This window comes from Pseudomonas sp. zfem003 (assembly GCF_032621675.1).
GTDB classification, from domain to species: Bacteria; Pseudomonadota; Gammaproteobacteria; order Pseudomonadales; family Pseudomonadaceae; genus Metapseudomonas; species Metapseudomonas otitidis.
On sequence record NZ_JAVYJG010000006.1, the window covers coordinates 336,635 to 351,772 of the forward strand.

The window sequence follows — 15,138 nt, forward strand, 5'->3', positions numbered from 1 at the left end:
GGTCGGGATCAGCGGTCGAAGTTGACCAGCACGTCCACGGAGTGAACGGCGCCGGCCATCTTCAGGGCCACCTGGATCGGCGGCGCCTTGCGCTGCTCGCGGTCGGAGGTGGACAGGTTGTCGACGCTGTCGGCCCAGACGTAGTAGCCCTCGTCCAGGCGCTCGCCGCTGACCAGGTTGCCGAAGGGGTCGCCGTTCCATACACCGGGGGCGAAGGCACCGTTGTTCACGCCCTCGCGGCAGACCTTGCGCACGGCGGCCAGCAGGCGCGCCACACCGGCGTCGGTCAGCGGCACCTTGCTCGAAGAGCGGTAGAGGGTGGCGAAGACCTCCTTCTGCACCGCGTCGACGTACCAGTCGAGGATGTGCACTTCATCGAAGAAGCGGCCACCGATCACGGTGCCCTCGGCGACCATCGCCGACTCGTCGAAGTAGGTGTAGAAGTTCAGGCCCAGCTTCCGGCACTTGTCCGCTTCGGTGAGGGTCAGGTTGTCGGCGCTGATGCCTGGCAACTGCTTGAACTTCATGGTCAGGGTGGAGTTGTTGGCGGCGAAGTTCACCGACAGCGCACGCGCCAGCCAGCTGGCCACGGCGTAGGGGTCGTTCTTGTCGTAGACCGCGACGGTGCGGTAGCTCTGGCGATCCTTCAGGCGCTTGAACGGGTTGCTCGGCACGTTCTCCAGGTGGCTGGGGTTCTGGGTGGTGACGCCGAAGACCTTCTTGTCCGCAGCCAGCACCCAGGCGGCCGCCTGTTCGATCTCGTCGTCGGTCAGGGACGCGGCGACGGTGGCGGCGTACCATCCGGAGTTAACCTCCAGCAGCGCGGTGAAGGCCTCGGGCAGGGTCTGCGCAGCCAGCACCAGGGCATCGCGGCCGGCGACCTTCTGCGCCATGCCGTTCTCCAGGCGCAGCAGGCCACCCAGGTAGGTGCCGGTGGCGCCCAGGTCCTGGACGAAACCGACGGACTTGGCCTGGCCGGCGACATCGGCTTCGAGGATGAAGCGGTTGGCCACGGCGTCGTAGCGGCAGCTGACGGCCTGGGCGGTGAGCTTGGCGTCGATCAGCGCGGCGATGGCCGGCAGGTCGCTGGCGGCGCTGAAGTTCAGGCCGGTGACGTCCTGGCGGACGCCGTCCACGGTCACCGAGAACTGGCCGGCGCTGATGGCCTTGAGCTGGTCCAGGGTGGCCACCAGCGGCGTGCCGTTGAGGGCGGCCTTCACCGCCGGCACGTTGCGGGTGTTCTTCAGCCAGCGCGCCACCAGCAGTTGCTTGGGTCGCGGGCTCTGGGCGAAGAAGGCGCTGGCGGCCAGGGCGGTCTGGGAGGTGCTGCCGAAGGCGGCTTCCACCTCGGCCTGGCTGGCGCAGCTGATGTAGAGGGTGGCGGCGTCGGTGAAGACGTTGCCGGCCTCGGGGGTGAACAGGGCGAGCTGGCCGAAGTCACGGCGCGGGCTGGCCACCGGTTGAACGTTGAGTTGTACGTTGACGATCTGCGAAAGCGGAAGGGACATATCAGGTCTCCGTTGGATTCACTGTAAGGGTGGCGGTGAGGCCCGTATCGGTGTGGGCGGTCACCACCGAGGAAGCGATGCGTTTCTGTTCCAGGACCACCTGGTGGCCATGGGCGAGGACCAGTTCCAGACGGGCCTGCTCCTTGGCCACGCCCGCCTCGACGGCGGACAGGTTGTCGATGGGTTTCATGCGCGGCAGGGCAACGCCCAGCCGGCGCAAACGGTCCAGGGCCCGGCTGGACTGCAGGATCGAGCGCGCGTCGTGCGCCAGATCCAGCGCCCCGGGGCCATGGGTGATGAGGTGGAAGGTGGTTTCACAGGCGGTGACGACGGTTTCCCGCTCGCCATTGCCGTTGAACTCGCGGCGGGACACGCCCACCTCGGCGGACTGCTGCTCGCGCAGGCTGGCGTACAGGCCCGCCGGCGGCGCAGCGGCCTGGTCGGCGGCCACCAGCGCCCCGGCCGGCAGCTCCAGCAGGCTGCGCAGCGCTTCGCGCAGGGCCGCCACATCCAGCCGCGTGGCGGTGATGCTCATGGTGTTCTCCTTTATATGCAGGGCACGACCCAGCGCGGGCGACCGGGGCCGCCCGGCCAGGCCGGGGATGGAACGGGTGGGCGCCGGGCGTCAGCCCAGGCGCAGGATGCGGGCGAGGTTGCCGCGGGCCCTGAAGACCAGGACCAGCAGGATCAGCAACACCCCCAGCATCCACGGCGACAGCTGCCCCACGGGGTAGCGGCCGACCGCGATGCTCAGGGCCTGGCTGCCGGTGCACAGCGCCATCAGGTAGGCGCAGAGCGAAACACCGGGGCGGAAGCGCGAACCGCGCCGCCGGTAGGTGATCAGCCGCAGGCAGATGGCCGAACAGACGAAGAGGGTCGCGGTGGCCAACGGGTCATCCATTGCGGCCTCCCGCGCCTCGGCGCAACAAGGTGCGCAGCCAGTTGGGCAACTGCCCGCCGCGCATCCATTCGAGCATCCCGATCCCCCCGGTGACACAGAGGGTGGCGGCCACGAAGGCCACCACCCCGCTAGTCTGGGCCAGCCCGCGACTGACCGCCTCGACGGCGGCGTAGTAGCCCCCCACCCAGGACACCAGCAGGTAGCCGGCGCGGGTCAGGGGCTTGTAGTCACGGGCGAACACCACGAAGAAGATGGCACCGCCGAATCCTCCGATCAGCGCGTTGCCATCGATGCTGGGGATCAGGATCGCCAACCCCGCGCCGGTCATCCCCCCTGCCATTGCCGCAGCGACACTGGGCTCGGTCATGATGGGACTCCTTGAAGAGGGCCCGATGATCGACCGGGCCCGGAAACGAAAGAGCCCGCTGGTGGGCGGGCTCTTGATGGTCTGATTTCGATCTTGGAGCTAGGTTACCTTTATCGTCCCAACAGGTCAATATGGGAGAACCTGTTTTTTCAAAAATATTTTCAATGCGCCACGACAATCCCCGCACGGCTCATCGGCGCCTCCAGGCGCGCCAGGGCTTCGCGCAGTTTCAGGGCCACGCGCGCGCGCCAATCCTGGTCCCAGCGGTGCAGGGTGCTCTTGGACAGGCCGGTCAGGCGCTCGATCTCGCGGATGCTGTGGGGCGGGCGGCGGAACATGCGCATCAGCAGCGCCAGGGCGGCACGCTGCTCGGCCGAATCGGCCTGCGGCTTGAGCCAGTCACGCAGGGCCGCCATGGCCAGCACGAAGTCGCGCCCGTGGGCGTATTCGGCCTGAACCACGGCCAGTTCGAGGGGGTGGTCGGCCAGCAGGCGCTGGGCGAAACGGATCGTCATGGTGGCCTGGGCCTGCCATTCGTGGGGGCTCAGGCCGCTGGGCAGGCGCTCGACGAACTGGGTGTCGAAGCGCTCGCGCAGCACATCGATCGCCATCGCCGTGGACGACTTCGGCCCCACCCGGTGTTCAGCCATCCAATACGCTACGGCCAGGGCCTGTTCGGTGCTGTTAAACATGGGCTGTCTCCTTTTCCATGCCCCGTGGCGGGGCTAAACAAAAGCCCCGTCGACCGGTTCACGGCAACGGGGCAGCACAGGCACATATAATAATACCCATATATAGGTGCTTGCAATGAAATAGGCGCACCGTTAATCTGCTGCCCCATGGAACTCAAAGACCGAATCCGGGCGGCGCGAAAGCACGCCAACCTCAGCCAGGTCCAGCTCGCCCAGGCGACTGGCATGACCCAGGCCTCCATCTCCGATCTGGAGCGTGGCAAGTCGCGCGCGACCAGTTTTGCCACGCAGATCGCCACCGTCTGCGGCGTCAGCCCGCGCTGGCTCGCCGAAGGCCACGGCGGCATGCTCGACACGCGCATGCCGCCGTCCGGCGCGAACGCCAACTGGGCCGGCGCCGTGGAGTCCTGGGACGACGACACCCCGCTGGACCCCGACGAGGTCGAACTGCCCTTCTACAAGGAAGTGGAACTGTCCGGCGGCAAGGGCAGCACCGTGGTGCTGCAGACCACCGGGCGCAAGCTGCGCTTCGGCAAGTACTCGCTGCGCAAGAAGAACATCGACGCGGCCAGCGCGGCCTGCGTGACGGTGAACGGCAACAGCATGGAACCGGTCCTGCCCGACGGCAGCACGGTGGGCGTGGACACCAGCTCGCGCACCATCAAGGACGGCGACATGTACGCCTTCGACCACGACGGGCAACTGCGGGTGAAGCTGCTCTACCGCCTCCCCGGCGGCGGGCTGCGCATCCGCAGCTTCAACAGCGACGAACACCCCGACGAACGCTACGAGGCCACTGAAGTGGCCGAGCACATCAACGTCATTGGCCGGGTGTTCTGGTATTCGGTGCTGCTCTAGGCAGCGCTGGCACCGCGTGACCTCCGGAACACAGGCAAAAAAATGGGCGACCATCTGGTCGCCCGCCCAATTCATTCCGGGATGGGAATGCTAGAAACGCTTGTGTCCGATCACGCAAGATTCAGACGCGTCCTTTGTACCCCCCGAGCGCCGGCCCAACCATTGCACCAAGGTCTAACAGGCCGTTGAACACGCCCTGTGCTGCCCCGCCTGGAACCCCAGCGGCCTGCCGGCTCAAGCCTCTTCCCGACCCAATCCGTACTGCCGCAGCTTGTTGGCGATGGTGGTGTGCGACACCCCCAGGCGCTTGCCCAGTTGCCGGCTGCTGGGGTGGTCGGCGAACAGCCGCTCCAGCACCGCCCGCTCGAAGCGCCCGACGATGGCCTCCAGCCCGCCTTCCAGGGAGAAGTCCCCAAGGGGCTGTGGCGCGCCGTAGTCCGGCAGGCGGATGTGCTCGGCACGCACCTGGCCGCCTTCGCACAGGGAGACGGCCTGGAACAGCACGTTCTCCAGCTGCCGCACGTTGCCCGGCCAGTGGTAGCGCGACAGCCGCTCCAGCGCCTGGGGCGCCAGGGTCGGCAACGGGCAGCCGATCTGCCGGCTGGCCGAGTCGAGGAAGTGCTCCACCAGCGGCGCCAGCCCATCCAGGCATTCGCGCAGCGGCGGGATGTGCAGGGACAGCACGTTGAGGCGGTGGTAGAGGTCCTGGCGGAACTCGCCCCGCGCGCACAGCTCCGACAGGTCCACCTGGGTGGCGCAGATCACCCGCACGTCCAGGTACACCTCCTCGTCGCTGCCCACCCGGCGGAAGCAGCCGTCCTGCAGGAAGCGCAGCAGCTTGGCCTGCAAGCGCGGGCTCATCTCCCCCACCCCATCGAGGAACAGCGTGCCGCCGGCAGTCAATTCCAGCAGCCCCAGCTTGCCCTCCGGCCGGGCGCCCTCGAAGGCCCTGGGGCCGTAGCCGAACAGCTCCGTCTCAGCCATGGATTCCGGCAGCCCGGCGCAATTCAGCGCCATGAACGGCGACTGCCCGCGTGGGCTCGCCAGGTGGCAAGCACGGGCCAGCAGCTCCTTGCCGGTGCCGGTCTCGCCCTCGATCAGCAGCGGCGCGTCCAGCGGCGCCATGCGCCGCGCCTCGCGCACCACCGCCGCCATCACCCGCGAACTCTGGAAAATGCTGTCGAAGCCGCGAAGCTCGTGCTTGCGCACGTTGTAGATGCGCTCCCCCACCCGGTCGGCGCGGTGCAGAGTCAGCACCGCGCCGGCCAGGGCCTCGCTCTCGTCGTGCTCGGATTGCAGCGGCGCGATGTCGGCCAGGAACACGTCGCCGCGCACCTTGATGCGCAAGCCGTTCACACGCGCCTTGTTGGCCCGCACCACCTCCGGCAGGTCGAAATCCTCCACGTAGCGCGACAGCGGGATGCCCGGCACCTCGTCCACCCGCACGCCCAGCAACTGCGCCGCCGCGCGGTTGGCGGCGACGATGGAGCCGCCCATATCCACCGACAGCACCGGGAACTCCAGCGCCCCCAGCAGGGCGTTCAGCTCCAGGTGACGGCGTTCGCTGGGCATCAGCCCCACGCGCTTCACGCCGAATACGCCGGGGATGGCCTCCAGCTTCGGCCGCAGGGATTGCAGTTGCAGGTTGATGAGGTTGGGGCACAGCAGATAAATGGCGTTGCCCTGGTCCCCGCCCACTTCGCCACGGTTGACGTTGATGCCGTAGTCGACGAGCAGGTTGAGGATGTCGCGCAGGATGCCTACGCGGTTCTGGCAATGGACTTTGATACGCATGAGGCACCCCGAAACGGGCTCTTGTCAGTGCACCTCCAAAAACTACCTGCGTTGTCATCGCTGCGTTAAAAACCGACTCAAAGTGCTCATTTACACCACGTAAACTGCGCTTTTTCGCCTGTTTTTGCCTTGCGCTGACGGCCTCGCCTACGTTTTCAGAGGTGCACACCAGGGGCAGTGCCGGGAAAATCAGCGTCCTGCCCGATTTTTCCGTCAAGAATATGTGACGCTTCGACGCACCAGCAAGGCCGAAACACCGGCCACCGGCAAAATCGTAAAGAATTCGTTACGAAACACACCCCCGCCTCCCCATCCAACCCGACCTCCTGCACCGCCCCAGCCCACCGAAACGCGGTATCCCTGGGTCAACACAACAACAACGTCGCGCCCTGGGAGGCCGAATGAAAACCACCCACTACGTGGCCCGCGAGCCGGACGACAGCGGCTTCATCCATTACCCGGACAGCGAGCACGCCGTCTGGAACACCCTCATCACCCGCCAGCTCAAGGTGATCGAAGGGCGCGCCTGCCAGGACTACCTGGACGGCATCGAACGCCTCGCTCTGCCCCACGACCGCATCCCCCAGCTCGACGAGATCAACCGCGTGCTCCAGGCCGCCACCGGCTGGCGCGTTGCCCGCGTCCCGGCGCTGATCCCCTTCCAGACGTTCTTCGAGCTGCTGGCCAGCCAGCAGTTCCCCGTGGCCACCCTCATCCGCACCCCGGAGGAGCTGGACTACCTGCAGGAGCCCGACATCTTCCACGAGATCTTCGGCCACTGCCCCCTGCTCACCAATCCCTGGTTCGCCGAGTTCACCCACACCTACGGCAAGCTCGGCCTCAAGGCCACCAAGGAAGAGCGCGTGTACCTCGCCCGCCTCTACTGGATGACCATCGAGTTCGGCCTGGTGGACACGCCCCAGGGCCGCCGCATCTATGGTGGCGGCATCCTCTCCTCGCCGAAGGAAACGCTCTACTCGCTGTCCAGCGAGCCCGAGCACCAGGCCTTCGACCCGCTGGAAGCGATGCGCACGCCGTACCGGATCGATATCCTGCAACCCCTATACTTCGTGCTGCCGGAGCTGAAGCGCCTGTTCGAGCTGGCCCACGAGGACATCATGGCCCTGGTCCACCAGGCCATGGCCCTCGGCCTGCACGCGCCGAAATTCCCGCCCAAGGCGGCCTGAACCGAACCAGACTCAAGGAGCCGGCGAGCCACGCCGGCCGAACGAACAACGGAGAACCCCATGACCGCCTTGTCCCAAGCGCACTGCGAAGCCTGCCGCGCCGGCGCCCCGCTGGTTTCCGACGACGAACTGGCCACGCTGATCAAGGAGATCCCGGACTGGAACATCGAAGTCCGCGACGGAATCATGCAGCTGGAGAAGGTCTTCCTGTTCCGCACCTTCCGCCACGCCCTGGCCTTCACCAACGCCGTCGGCGCCGCCGCCGAGGAAGAAGGCCACCACCCGGGCCTGCTCACCGAGTGGGGCAAGGTCACCGTCACCTGGTGGAGCCACGAAGCCAAGGGCCTGCACCGCAACGACTTCATCATGGCCGCGCATACCGACCGCATCGCCGAAACCGCCGAGGGCCGCAAATGAGCCACTTCGCCGCCGTGGGCCGGGTGCCGGGCGACCCCATCCTCGGGTTGATGGACGCCTTCCGCCAGGACACCCACCCCAACAAGCTCGACCTGGGCGTCGGCGTCTACAAGGACGCCCGTGGCCTCACCCCCATCCCCCACGCCGTGAAGCACGCCGAGCAGCGCCTGCTGGAGCTGGAAACTACCAAGACCTACGTCGGTGGCCACGGTGACGCCGCCTTCGGCCGCCTGCTGCAGGACCTGGTGCTGGGCATCGGCAACCCCGTACAGCGCGCCGGTCGTGCCGGCACCACCCAGGCCCCGGGCGGCACCGGCGCCCTGCGCCTGGCCGCCGAGTTCATCGCCCGCAACCTGCCGGGCCGTGGCGTCTGGCTGAGCGACCCGACCTGGCCGATCCACGAAACCATCTTCAACGCCGTCGGTGTCACGATCAGCCACTACCCCTACGTGGACGCCGCCAACCGCCTCGATGTCGAAGGCCTGCTGGCAGCCTTCGAACGCATTCCCGTCGGCGACGTGGTGCTGCTGCACGCCTGCTGCCACAACCCCACCGGCTTCGACCTGGCCCAGGCCGACTGGCAACGGGTGCTGGAGGTGGTGAAGCGCCGCGAACTGCTGCCGCTGATCGACTTCGCCTACCAGGGCTTCGGCGATGGCCTGGACGACGACGCCTGGGCCGTGCGCCTGTTCGCCGAAAACCTGCCGGAGGTGCTGGTCACCAGCTCCTGCTCGAAGAACTTCGGCCTCTACCGCGAACGCACCGGCGCCCTCATCGTCTGCGCCGAAGATGCCGAGAAGCTCGCCGACGTCCGCAGCCAACTGGCCTTCCACGCGCGCAACCTGTGGTCCACCCCGCCCGCCCACGGCGCCGCCGTGGTCGCCACCATCCTCGAGGACGCCAAGCTGAAGGCTGAATGGATCACCGAGCTGGAGGGCATGCGCCGCCGCGTCGCCGACCTGCGCCGGGGCCTGGTGGAAGCCCTGCAGCCCTACGGCCTGGCCGAGCGCTTCGCCCACATCGGCGTGCAGCGCGGCATGTTCTCCTACACCGGCCTATCGCCGGAGCAGGTGGCGCGCCTGCGCAGCGAGTTCAGTATCTACATGGTGGGCACCGGCCGCGCCAACGTCGCCGGGCTGGACTTCAGCCGCATCGGCGACCTCGCCGCCGCCATCGCCAAGGTCTGCTGAACGCACCGAGGCGGCCCCTGCCCGGGGTCGCCCGGTCGGCTCAGTAATCCACCTTGCCGCGCCCGGCCTTGATCGCCCCGCGCTTGCTCTTGCCGTCGAGGCGACGGGTCTTGGAGCCGAGGGTGGGCCGCGTCGGCCGGCGCTTCTTCTGCACCACCGCCGCCTCGCGGATCAGCGTCGCCAGACGCTCCAGCGCATCGGCACGGTTCTGTTCCTGGGTCCGGTACTGCTGGGCCTTGATCACCACCACCCCATCGGCGGTGATGCGCGCATCCCGAAGCGCCAGCAGGCGTTCCTTGTAGAACGGCGGCAACGACGAGACCTGGCTGTCGAAGCGCAGGTGCACCGCACTGGAGACCTTGTTGACGTTCTGCCCACCGGCGCCCTGGGCGCGGATGGCGGTCAGTTCGATCTCGTCGTCGGGGATCTGGACGTTGGAGGAAATCTGCAGCATGACGACGACCCGCGAAAAAGGGCGCCCAGAATACGCCGCGCAAAGGCCCTGATGCGAGCACGCTAGCCCGCCAACACTGAACTACGCTTAGCCAACGATCCGCTTCGCAAGGGAGGCCAAGGGGATGAACATCCGTCAGAAACTGGTGGCATCGGGCGTCATCAGCGTGCTCGCCGCCGCGCTGCTGGGGGGCATCGGCCTGCTCGGGCAGAACCGCCTCGCCGATGCGCTGGCCGAGAACCAGCTGAGCGTCACTGCCCTGCGCAACCACATGGAAGGCGACATGATGCACGACGCCCTGCGCGCCGACGTGCTCGCCGCCTTCGTCGCCAACCCGGGCGACAGCGCCGCCGCCAGCCAGGTGCGCAACGACTTCAGCGAGCACAGCCAGTGGTTCCGCAAGGTCATGGACGAGAACGCCAAGCTGCCGCTGAGTCCCGAGCTCAGCCAGTCCATCCGCGACCTGCGCCCGCTGATCGACACCTACATCGCAGCAGCCGGCAAGCTGGTGGACGACGCCCTGCGCGATCCCCAGGCGAGCCGCGCGCAGCTGAGCGACTTCCAGCGCATTTTCAGCGAGCTGGAGGAGCGCAACGAGAAGCTCAGCACCCTGATCGAAACCCGCGCCGACGAGGCCCGCCAGACTGCCAGCGACGCCGTACACAGCGCCGCCTGGTGGCTGCTGGGCGGGCTGGTGCTGGTCTGCGTCGTGCTCTGCCTCGCCACCGCACAGTTGATGAGCGCCATCATGCGCCCGTTGAAGAAGACCATCGACGTGGCCCGTGCCATCGCCCAGGGCAACCTGCGCAACAGCATCCAGGTGGAAAGCCGCGACGAAGCCGGCCAGCTGATGGAAGCCCTGGCCCAGATGCAGAACAGCCTGCGCGAGATGATCGCCAGCATCCGCCTGGAGAGCGAGGAGCTGCGCGGCACCGCCACCACCCTCAGCGACACCTCACGGGGCATCGTCGACGGCGCCAACCAGCAGGCCGAGAGCGCCGCCAGCATGGCCGCCGCCATGGAGCAGATGATCACCAACATCGCCCAGATCGCCGACCACGCGCGCAACGCCCAAGGCATTTCCGCCCATTCCGAAGGCCTGGCCAGCAGTGGCGGGCAGGTCATCCTCGGCGTGGTGGACGGCATGAACCGCATCGCCGAGGCGGTGAACAGCTCCTCCAACACCATCACCGCCCTGGGCCGTTCGTCCGAAGAGATCCACTCCATCATCCAAGTGATCAAGAGCATCGCCGAGCAGACCAACCTGCTGGCCCTCAACGCCGCCATCGAAGCGGCCCGGGCCGGCGAGGCCGGGCGTGGCTTCGCCGTGGTCGCCGACGAGGTGCGCAACCTCGCGGCGCGCACTGCCCAGTCCACCCAGGAGATCACCGGCATGATCGCGCGCATCCGCGAAAGCACCGACCAGGCCGTGAACAGCATGCAGACCGGCGTCACCCGCGTGCAGGACGGCGTCACCCTCGCCACCCAGGCCGGCAGCTCCATCAGCGAGATCCGCGAGGGCGCCCACAAGGCCGCCGAAGTGGTGGACGAGATCTCCCACACCATCGGCGAGCAGTCCAAGGCCAGCAGCGAAGTGGCCCAGCGGGTCGAACTCATCGCCCACATGTCCCGCAGCAACACCGAGGCCATGCACGAACTGGCCGCAGCCGCCCAGCGCCTGGACCAGGTGGCCGCCGCCATGCAGTCCTCGGTGTCGCGCTTCCAGGTCTAGCCCGCCCCTCCCCTGCCCGCCCACAAAAAAGCCGCCTTGCCCATCAGGGCAAGGCGGCTTCGTGGTGCGGCCAAGCCAGCGGTCAGGCTGCCAGGCGAACGGCCTCCAGCAACGCCGGCAGCGGCAGCGCATGGGCGCCGCCGATGCTCAGGGTCACCTGCTGGCCGGCGGCCCCGGCATAACGCTGCAGGGCTTCCGGCGTCAGCTGTGCGCCGTTGAAGGCGGCGTCGAAGCGCTTCTGGTCGCCCGCCACCTCGAAGGCAGCCAGCAGGCTGGGCTCGGCCACCTCCTGGGCCGTGTTCACCGCCACGGCGGTGCTCACCCCGGCCGCTTCCAGCGCCAGGGCCAGGTTCACCTCGGCCTGCAGGGCGCCGTTGAACTCCACCGATAGCTGGCGGGTGTTGCCGGTGGCACCGATGCAGGCCAGCAGGCTGGCACTGTCCAGGGACTCGGCAGTGTTCACCCGCACCAGGGTGTTGGTGCCGGCGCCCGCCACCACGCTCGCCAGGTCGGTCTCGCCGGCCTGCGCGCCGTTGAACACCAGGCTCAGGTGGCGGCCGTTGCCTGCGGCGCCCAGCGTGTCGCGCAGCTCGTCCGCCGTCAGGGCCTGGGCACCACCGATGACGATGCCGGTGCTCGCCCCGGCCGCCTCGACCGCCTGCAGCAGGTGCGCGGCCGGTTGCGTGCCGCTGAGCTCCACGGCGAGGTTGCGCCCGTCGCCGGCCGCTTCCAGGGCCGCCAGCAGCGCTTCCGGGGTCAGCGACTGGGCGGCACCGATGCCGATGTCGACCCGCTCACCCGCCACGCCCAGCGCGGCCAGCAGCGCTTCGGCGCTGGCGCGGCCGCCGGTGAAGGTGGCGCGGACCTGGCGACCATCACCGGCCGCCGCCAGGGTCGAGCGCAGTGCAGCGGGGTTCACCGCCTGGGCGGCGTTGATCTCCACCGCCGTGTGCGGGCCGGCGAAGCTCACCGCCTGCTGGAGGTTGCGCGTCTCGGCGCGGGCCCCGTCGAAACCGAGCACCAGGCGGCGGTCGCTGCCGGCGGCGCTCACCACCGACAGCAGCGCCCCCGCATCCAGGCCGTGGGCGGCCCCGTAGTGCACGGTGGTGTTTTCACCAGCGGCCAGGAGCACCTGGCGCAGGGTATTGATCGCGACAGAACCGTCGAAGTGCAGAACGAGTTTCATGACTGACTCCCGAAAATTCCAACGCCTCAGGGCAGCGGCTACCCTCCCAGAGTCGGCTGCATCGGGCAATCGGGACCCAGTGACGGGCGCGGGCGAAAGGTCGGAAAGCCCGGTCCGAAAGGGGCCCCGGGGCTATTCGAGGACCATCCAGTCGATGACACCCACCTCGTCGTTGGCCGGCATCTTCAGCACCTGGCCGTCGCTGCGCCGCTGCAGGATCGAGCGACCGGCGCCCTGCTTCAGGCCGTCTGCCTCGCGGACCGCCACGGCCCGGTCGGTGGGGCTGAACAGCGACAGGCCATCCCCCTCGTGACGCACGCGGGTGCCCACCGGGTAGTGCCAGCCACCCAGCACCAGCGGCCGGGCCAGCTCGCCCTCCCAGAACACCGGCTCGCGCCGGGCATCCAGCTCCAGCACCAGGGACAGCCAGTGCAGGCCATCGAACGGCAGGTCGGCGGGGCCGTCGTTGCGCAGCACCCAGTGCTCGCCCAGCTGCCGCAGCGTCGTGCCGGTCGGCCAGTCGATACCCTGCACGGAGTGGCCGGGGGTCAGCGGGCAGCTCTCGAAGTGCCAGCCGGCGGGCTTCAGGCGGTCCTCCTGGGTGCGGCGGAACTCCACCCACTCCCCGGCAGCGCAGGGCCACCCGTCCACCTGGCCTTCGCGGGCCAGGCGCACGCGGCTGGAGTCATAGCCGGTCGGCAAGTCGAGGGCGTCCACCTGCAAGCCGAGCAGTGCCATGGGCGCGGGCAGCTCGGCCTCCTTCAGGCTCTCCAGCCCGTGGGGCTGGGGCTGGTCCTGCCAGTCCAGCGGATCGAGGGTCTCCAGCTTGACCTGGCTGCCCGCCGGGAAGGTCAGGTCGCCCAGGGTCAGCGGCTGCTCCAGGCGCGGGTTGAGCGCCGCCTGACGGGCGGCGAATTCCGCCGCGAACTCGCGCTCCTGCAGCCGCAACGCGCCCATCAGTCCCACCGGCACCAGCATCACCAGCGTCAGCAGGCCGTAGCGCCAGGGACGCGCCAGCACATGCCGACGCGAGCGCGGCCAGCACAGGGAGGCCGCCAGGGCCAGCAGCACGGGCACAGCCAGCACGCCGAGCAGGTAGATCAACCCGATGATCAGGAACACGGTGGGGTTGGGAACAGGGATCATCGGCGCACCTCGGCAATGGCAGGTGCCCATGCTCGCAGAAAGCCCGGGAAGGCTGACAGGCGCAGGTGGCCATCCGCGAGGCCGATCACACTCGTGGATTCACAAGACGGACGCAGGATCGTCAGGAAGAGGAAGGAAGGCATGCGGGCCCACCCGGCAGATCGCAGGGGCACGATCCACCGGGCAGGCTCGCCGGCCGCTTACTTGGCCGGGCTGATGTCGCCCTGTTCGAGGCGCGCCTGGCTGCTGGCCAGGGCATTGGCGAGGGTGCTCAGGCGGGTGTCCGGCAGGGAGCCGGGCAGCGGGTCGACACCGGCGCTGACGAACACCTGGTTGTAGGCGTTGCGCAGGTCGGCGTAGGCCAGGTCACGCTTGAGCTGGGCCTGCAGGGTGTTCAGCTCGCCCTGGATCAGCTCCAGCTCGCCGATGCTCTGGGTGCTGTAGCGGTTGCGCAACTGCTCGGCGATCTGCCCGTCCAGGTCGGCCAGTTGCTGGCTGGTCTGGAACTGCCGGCGGGCCTCGGCGTAGTTGGCGCTGGCCACGTAGAGCTGCGCGAGGATGGCCATGGACATCGCCTGGCGGCGGGCCGCGGTGACGTCCTGGCCGGCCTTGGCCACGTCGATGGCCGCGGGCGCGGAGAGCACGTTGAACAGGTTCCAGGTGACCTTCACGCCGTAGTCGGCCCAGCTCTGGTTCACCAGGAAGCTGTTGCTGTCGTAGTGGCCGCCGGCGGAGAACTCCAGGCCGGGCAGCAGGCGCAGCATGGCCTTGCGGGTCTCGGCAGCGCTGATGCGCGCCTGGTAGTCCTGCTCACGCAGTTCCGGGCGGCTGGCCAGGGCCTGCTGCTCCAGCTGGGCGAAGTTCACCTTCAGCTCGGGCACCGCGTAGTCGTTGCTGGCGGCCAGCTGGAAGTCGGTGTTCAGCGGCAGGTTGATCAGCGCGGCCAGCTCGGTCTTGGCCAGGGACAGCGCGCGGCGCTGCTCTTCCAGCTGGCGGGTGGCCTCGATCAGCGCACGCTGGTAGCTCAGCGCCTGCACCGGATCGCCGATGCGCTGGGTGCTGAGGTTGCGGCTGTCATCGCGGGCCTTGTCGACGCGGGCCATGAGGCTGTCGATCTGCTTGAGCAGGCGCTCGGCGGCCACGGCCCGCCAGTAGGCGGAGCGCACGTCCTGGGTGATGGTGTGGATGACCTTGCGACGGCGCTCCTCGACGATCAGGCGCTGGTCGGCCTGCTGCTTGGCGCTCATGTAGCTGACGCCGAAGTCGAGCACGTTCCACACCATGGTCAGGTCCGCCACGCCACGGTCGCGGTCCTGGGAGGTGGACGGTTCCAGGGACTGGGAACCGGTCTCGATGCTGCGGCTGCTGGAGGCGCTGACGTTGTTGCGCCCGGCGTAGCCAGCGGACAGCGCCATGCGCGGCAGCATGTCGAAGGTGGCCAGGTCCAGCTGGCGCTCGGCCAAGGCATGCTCCATCACCTTGAGGCGCGCCTCGAGGTTGTACTTGATGGCCCGGGCCATGGCCTCGTTCAGGGTCAGGGGCCCGCTGAGGGGCTCCTGGTCCTTGAACATGCTGGAAAGATCCGCCCGTGCGCGGGCCTCACTCTCGCTGCGGTCGATGGGCTGGGTGGTCACGGCACACCCGCTGATGGCCAAGGCCAGTAGGCTGGCAGTGAAGAGCTTGTAGGTCTGGTTCATGCTGGCGGC

General features: G+C 68.4%; 15 protein-coding genes. 5 read left to right on the forward strand and 10 right to left on the reverse strand.

Annotation, left to right across the window (positions count from 1 at the left end; genetic code table 11):
• Positions 1–8: 8 nt before the first annotated feature.
• The 5 genes from RTK35_RS15590 to RTK35_RS15610 all read right to left on the reverse strand — a co-directional run bounded on the left by RTK35_RS15590 (position 9) and on the right by RTK35_RS15610 (position 3,468).
• A complete protein-coding gene (locus tag RTK35_RS15590) occupies positions 9–1,508 on the reverse strand; it encodes a DUF3383 domain-containing protein (protein ID WP_107329710.1) in 1,500 nt (499 codons plus the stop codon).
• Position 1,509: 1 nt separating this feature from the next.
• Positions 1,510–2,043, reverse strand: coding sequence for an LIC_12616 family protein (locus RTK35_RS15595; RefSeq protein ID WP_279802455.1), 534 nt, complete (start codon positions 2,041–2,043; stop codon positions 1,510–1,512).
• A gap of 90 nt (positions 2,044–2,133) precedes the next feature.
• Complete coding sequence (locus tag RTK35_RS15600; RefSeq protein WP_044411543.1) at positions 2,134–2,409, reverse strand: phage holin family protein; 276 nt, start codon at positions 2,407–2,409, stop codon at positions 2,134–2,136.
• Positions 2,402–2,776: a putative holin gene (locus tag RTK35_RS15605; protein WP_044411540.1), complete on the reverse strand. Its 375-nt coding sequence runs from the start codon at positions 2,774–2,776 to the stop codon at positions 2,402–2,404. Before RTK35_RS15605 ends, RTK35_RS15600 begins: the two co-directional genes overlap by 8 nt.
• Before the next feature lie 161 nt (positions 2,777–2,937).
• Positions 2,938–3,468: a hypothetical protein gene (locus RTK35_RS15610; protein ID WP_044411537.1), complete on the reverse strand. Its 531-nt coding sequence runs from the start codon at positions 3,466–3,468 to the stop codon at positions 2,938–2,940.
• 147 nt (positions 3,469–3,615) lie between these two features.
• On the opposite strand from RTK35_RS15610, the gene RTK35_RS15615 reads away from it, so the two are divergent.
• Positions 3,616–4,326: an XRE family transcriptional regulator gene (locus RTK35_RS15615; protein ID WP_044411536.1), complete on the forward strand. Its 711-nt coding sequence runs from the start codon at positions 3,616–3,618 to the stop codon at positions 4,324–4,326.
• A 234-nt stretch (positions 4,327–4,560) separates the two neighbouring features.
• Here RTK35_RS15615 and RTK35_RS15620 read toward each other — a convergent pair whose 3' ends face one another.
• The gene (locus tag RTK35_RS15620) at positions 4,561–6,120 is read right to left on the reverse strand and encodes a sigma-54-dependent transcriptional regulator (protein ID WP_316908387.1); all 1,560 of its coding nucleotides are present in this window, start codon (positions 6,118–6,120) and stop codon (positions 4,561–4,563) included.
• Between the two features lie 356 nt (positions 6,121–6,476).
• Between RTK35_RS15620 and phhA the strand changes: the two genes are divergently transcribed.
• Genes phhA through RTK35_RS15635 form a run of 3 tightly spaced genes read left to right on the forward strand, consistent with a single transcriptional unit; the run spans position 6,477 to position 8,914 of the window.
• Positions 6,477–7,307 (forward strand): phenylalanine 4-monooxygenase, encoded by an 831-nt coding sequence (gene phhA, locus RTK35_RS15625; protein WP_316908533.1) that lies wholly within the window; start codon positions 6,477–6,479, stop codon positions 7,305–7,307.
• Positions 7,308–7,367: 60 nt separating this feature from the next.
• A complete protein-coding gene (locus tag RTK35_RS15630) occupies positions 7,368–7,724 on the forward strand; it encodes a 4a-hydroxytetrahydrobiopterin dehydratase (RefSeq protein ID WP_316908388.1) in 357 nt (118 codons plus the stop codon).
• Positions 7,721–8,914 (forward strand): amino acid aminotransferase, encoded by a 1,194-nt coding sequence (locus tag RTK35_RS15635; RefSeq protein WP_316908389.1) that lies wholly within the window; start codon positions 7,721–7,723, stop codon positions 8,912–8,914. Before RTK35_RS15630 ends, RTK35_RS15635 begins: the two co-directional genes overlap by 4 nt.
• A 40-nt stretch (positions 8,915–8,954) precedes the next feature.
• On the opposite strand, the gene arfB is transcribed toward RTK35_RS15635, so the two are convergent.
• Positions 8,955–9,368 carry an alternative ribosome rescue aminoacyl-tRNA hydrolase ArfB gene (arfB, locus tag RTK35_RS15640; protein ID WP_316908390.1) on the reverse strand — a complete coding sequence of 138 codons (414 nt, stop codon included), beginning with the start codon at positions 9,366–9,368 and terminating at the stop codon, positions 8,955–8,957.
• A gap of 124 nt (positions 9,369–9,492) precedes the next feature.
• Between arfB and RTK35_RS15645 the strand changes: the two genes are divergently transcribed.
• Positions 9,493–11,100 (forward strand): methyl-accepting chemotaxis protein, encoded by a 1,608-nt coding sequence (locus tag RTK35_RS15645; RefSeq protein ID WP_316908391.1) that lies wholly within the window; start codon positions 9,493–9,495, stop codon positions 11,098–11,100.
• Positions 11,101–11,182: 82 nt separating this feature from the next.
• Here RTK35_RS15645 and RTK35_RS15650 read toward each other — a convergent pair whose 3' ends face one another.
• The 3 genes from RTK35_RS15650 to RTK35_RS15660 form a co-directional block, all read right to left on the reverse strand.
• The gene (locus RTK35_RS15650) at positions 11,183–12,286 is read right to left on the reverse strand and encodes a hypothetical protein (protein WP_142015494.1); all 1,104 of its coding nucleotides are present in this window, start codon (positions 12,284–12,286) and stop codon (positions 11,183–11,185) included.
• 132 nt (positions 12,287–12,418) lie between these two features.
• Positions 12,419–13,432, reverse strand: a complete 1,014-nt coding sequence (locus RTK35_RS15655; protein ID WP_316908392.1) for a hypothetical protein — start codon at positions 13,430–13,432, stop codon at positions 12,419–12,421.
• Positions 13,433–13,632: 200 nt separating this feature from the next.
• Positions 13,633–15,129: a TolC family protein gene (locus tag RTK35_RS15660; protein ID WP_142016647.1), complete on the reverse strand. Its 1,497-nt coding sequence runs from the start codon at positions 15,127–15,129 to the stop codon at positions 13,633–13,635.
• Positions 15,130–15,138 lie beyond the last annotated feature (9 nt).